The organism is Segatella copri (assembly GCF_009494835.1).
Lineage (GTDB): Bacteria > Bacteroidota > Bacteroidia > Bacteroidales > Bacteroidaceae > Prevotella > Prevotella copri_F.
Genome location: NZ_VZBE01000054.1, coordinates 1 through 3,375, shown reverse-complemented (window position 1 = coordinate 3,375; position 3,375 = coordinate 1). Strand labels below are relative to the sequence as shown.

The following is a 3,375-nucleotide window of genomic DNA, read 5'->3' as shown; positions in this document are numbered from 1 at the left end:
GAGGTCGGAAAACGAAAGTAGGAGGAAAACTACTTCGTTTTCCTCCTACTCGATTTTGAAATCGAACAATGAACATTGTGGTTGTGGAAAGTGAATTGTGAAAAGTGAATGTAGATTAGAAATAGGGGAAGAATGGAATCATAAAAAAGGAGTCTTCCTTTTTAAAAGAAAGACTCCTTGTAAACTTGTATAATGATATTTCCTTATACCAGATACTGGGAAGAGATACTCTCGTTATCCTCAACACGGCGAATGGTTTCTGCAAACATATCTGCAATAGAAATCTGCTTAACCTTTGCGCAACGCTTGGTGTAAGGGATGGAATCAGTGAATACTATCTCCTCAAGAGCTGAATCCTGGACACGCTCAGATGCAGGACCACTCATCACGCAGTGAGATGCACATGCACGAACAGTCTTTGCACCAGCCTGCTTCATGATGTCGGCAGCCTTCGTGATAGTACCGGCTGTATCGACCATATCATCAATGATGACAACATTCTTGTCTTTTACATCACCGATAATCTGCATGCTTGCTACTACATTGGCGCGAGCACGGGTCTTGTTGCAGAGCACGAGAGGGCAGCCGAAGTACTTAGCATAAGTGTTGGCACGCTTAGAACCACCAACGTCTGGAGAAGCAATGACCATATCCTTGAGGCGTAAGCTCTGCAGGTATGGCAAAATAACGCCAGATGCATAGAGGTGATCTACAGGAACATCAAAGAAGCCCTGAATCTGGTCGGCATGGAGGTCCATGGTGATGAGACGGTCGATACCGGCAACGCTGAGCAAGTCGGCTACCAGTTTAGCGCCGATGCTGACACGTGGCTTGTCCTTGCGATCCTGACGGGCCCATCCGAAGTAAGGAACAACAGCAATAATATTGCGGGCAGAAGCACGCTTTGCTGCGTCAATCATCAGGAGCAACTCCATCAAGTTGTCTGAATTAGGGAATGTGCTCTGTACGAGGAAAACATCGCGTCCGCGGATAGACTCCTCGAAAGATACGCCAAATTCACCATCAGAGAACTTGGTTACAACCAAATTACCCAGTGGGCAACCTAAACTAGCGCAGATTTTTTCTGCAAGGTATCTCGAGTTAGTACCAGAGAATACCAAAAAAGAGTTTTTGTCACTCATTTCTATTAGTGTTTATGTGTATTAATAGTTATTTTTATCTGTTTTCATGTAGGGGGATGAATCTTTTTTCGGGAACCTCAGTATTAGCTGATAGCCTTTCTCAATTTCTCGAAGTGAAGAATCAGCTCTTTGAAATCGCGCTCGTTGTGAATGTCGAAACGGTTCCAGAGATCTCCACAGATTACTACTCCTCCAAATCCGAGTTCCTTGGCAATCTTGAGATTTTCCAGACTCATGCCTCCCAAGGCGTATACCTTCTTGTCTATGAGTCCTGCCTTGGCTGCATTCTCAAGCTGCTGCAGATTGAAGGAAGATTTTTCGTCTTTAAACTCAATACAGTCGAAGATGTTTTTCAGAAACACATAGTTTGATTTCTTCTTCATCTCTTTCAGCATCGAGAGATCTGTGCAGGTGCGACTGAACTTGCCTTTGTATCCATCCGGTACCGGTGCTAGCGGATCGTCTATATGGATTCCTGCTAAATCATACTCCTGTTTGAGGTAATAATGATCATGAACAGTAATCTTGCGAAGATAGTCTTCAGGCAGTAACGTGAGCAGTCGCTCAGCATACATTGGTGACGAACCTGGCTTGAAAAGATGCAGGTTGTCCATGCCCTCGTCGAACAGCGAGGATAGTATTTTATCTTCTTCCACAAAGAATGTGGACTTGGTCATTATCGCTAATTTCATCGTCAAAATGATTTTTATGATGCAAAAGTATTAAAAAAAACGCAAACTAGCAATTATATTCGGGATAAAAAGCTATCTTTGCACCATAAAATTAATATTTATCAAGTTATGCAAGTAAATTTAGCGAATTTTAATGAGATTCATCGACCAATTTACGTTTTAGAGGAAGAACGTTTGCGACACAATCTGTCGCTCATCAAGAGTGTGGCTGAGCGTGCCGATATGGAAATTATTCTAGCTTTTAAGGCTTATGCTCTTTGGAAGACATTTCCGATTTTCAGAGAGTATATTTCTTCGACCACGGCCAGCTCTCTTAGCGAGGCAAAACTGGCGTATCATGAATTTGGCAGTAAGGCGCATACTTTTTCGCCGGCTTATACCGATTATGAGATTGATGAGATAGCTCAATGCTCAAGTCATCTTACTTTCAACTCGCTTACGCAATATGAGCGATATCATGAACGGGCTCGTAGGGCAAATTCTGACATCAGACTGGGATTGAGAGTAAATCCGGAATATTCTGAAGTCGGAACATTGCTGTATAATCCGTGTGCACCTGGAACCCGATTCGGTGTATCGGCAGATAAATTGCCTCAGACGTTGCCTTCAGATATAGAAGGATTCCATTGTCATTGTCACTGCGAGAGTGGGGCGGATGTCTTTGAACGTACGTTAGCTCATATCGAAGAGAAATTCTCTCCTTGGTTTCCGCAGCTGAAATGGATCAATTTCGGTGGAGGTCATCTGATGACCAGGAAGGATTATGATGTGGAACACCTTATTAATATAATAAAGGGATTTCATCAGCGTTATCCTCATCTTAAAATTATCATGGAACCTGGTAGTGCCTTTGGGTGGCAGACCGGGCCGCTTGTAACTCAAGTAGTAGATGTGGTTGAAGATAAAGGTATCAGGACAGCTATCATAAATGCCAGTTTTACCTGTCATATGCCCGACAGTCTGGAGATGCCGTATATGCCAGCTGTCAGAAATGCAGAAACCCTGGAGGTTGATGATCCGACGAAGGCTCCTGAGGGCGCACATATATATAGAATAGGTGGCAACAGTTGTCTGAGTGGAGATTTTATGGGCTTTTGGAAATTTGACCATGAATTGCAAATAGGCGAGAATGTTATTTTCGAAGATATGCTGCATTACACTACGGTAAAGACAAATACCTTTAATGGAATCACTCATCCATCAATAGGAATCGTACATTTAGATGGAAAATTGGAAATTCTAAGAGATTTCAGCTACGAAGATTATCGCAGTAGGATGGATTAGTATAATTTCCATTTTTCCGATTTTTCTGCCGGATGAGTTTAAAAATCGGCAAAATAAGGCTTAAAATGTGTGTTTTGCTCACTAAAAAGGGCAAAATGCACATTTTTTTTCAAAAAAATCGAAGAAAAGTTTGGTAATTCAGAAAAAAGTAGTACCTTTGCACTCGCATTCAGAGGAACGCTCCTAAGTAATAGGAAAAACTGCGGAAATAGCTCAGTTGGTAGAGCACAACCTTGCCAAGGTTGGGGTCGCGGGTC

4 protein-coding genes are annotated in these 3,375 nt (G+C 42.5%); 1 reads left to right on the top strand and 3 read right to left on the bottom strand.

The genetic code is table 11. From position 1 onward, the window contains the following. Positions 1-203: 203 nt before the first annotated feature. Positions 204-1,142 (bottom strand): ribose-phosphate pyrophosphokinase, encoded by a 939-nt coding sequence (locus F7D47_RS07360; protein ID WP_006849494.1) that lies wholly within the window; start codon positions 1,140-1,142, stop codon positions 204-206. Positions 1,143-1,225: 83 nt separating this feature from the next. Next, positions 1,226-1,834: a thiamine phosphate synthase gene (locus F7D47_RS07355; RefSeq protein ID WP_022120692.1), complete on the bottom strand. Its 609-nt coding sequence runs from the start codon at positions 1,832-1,834 to the stop codon at positions 1,226-1,228. A gap of 108 nt (positions 1,835-1,942) precedes the next feature. Between F7D47_RS07355 and nspC the strand changes: the two genes are divergently transcribed. Next, entirely contained in the window at positions 1,943-3,118 is a 1,176-nt protein-coding gene (nspC, locus tag F7D47_RS07350; protein WP_153085175.1) for a carboxynorspermidine decarboxylase, read from the top strand. A gap of 38 nt (positions 3,119-3,156) precedes the next feature. On the opposite strand, the gene F7D47_RS14915 is transcribed toward nspC, so the two are convergent. Continuing rightward, a partial coding sequence (locus tag F7D47_RS14915) for a hypothetical protein (RefSeq protein ID WP_228113321.1) occupies positions 3,157-3,375 on the bottom strand: 219 nt, incomplete at its 5' end.

What these genes read in the sequence shown, in the direction of transcription:
- F7D47_RS07360 (WP_006849494.1), bottom strand. Translation starts at nt 1,142, where the DNA reads ATGAGTGACAAAAACTCTTTTTTGGTATTCTCTGGTACTAACTCGAGA.
- F7D47_RS07355 (WP_022120692.1), bottom strand. Translation starts at nt 1,834, where the DNA reads ATGAAATTAGCGATAATGACCAAGTCCACATTCTTTGTGGAAGAAGAT.
- nspC (WP_153085175.1), top strand. Translation starts at nt 1,943, where the DNA reads ATGCAAGTAAATTTAGCGAATTTTAATGAGATTCATCGACCAATTTAC.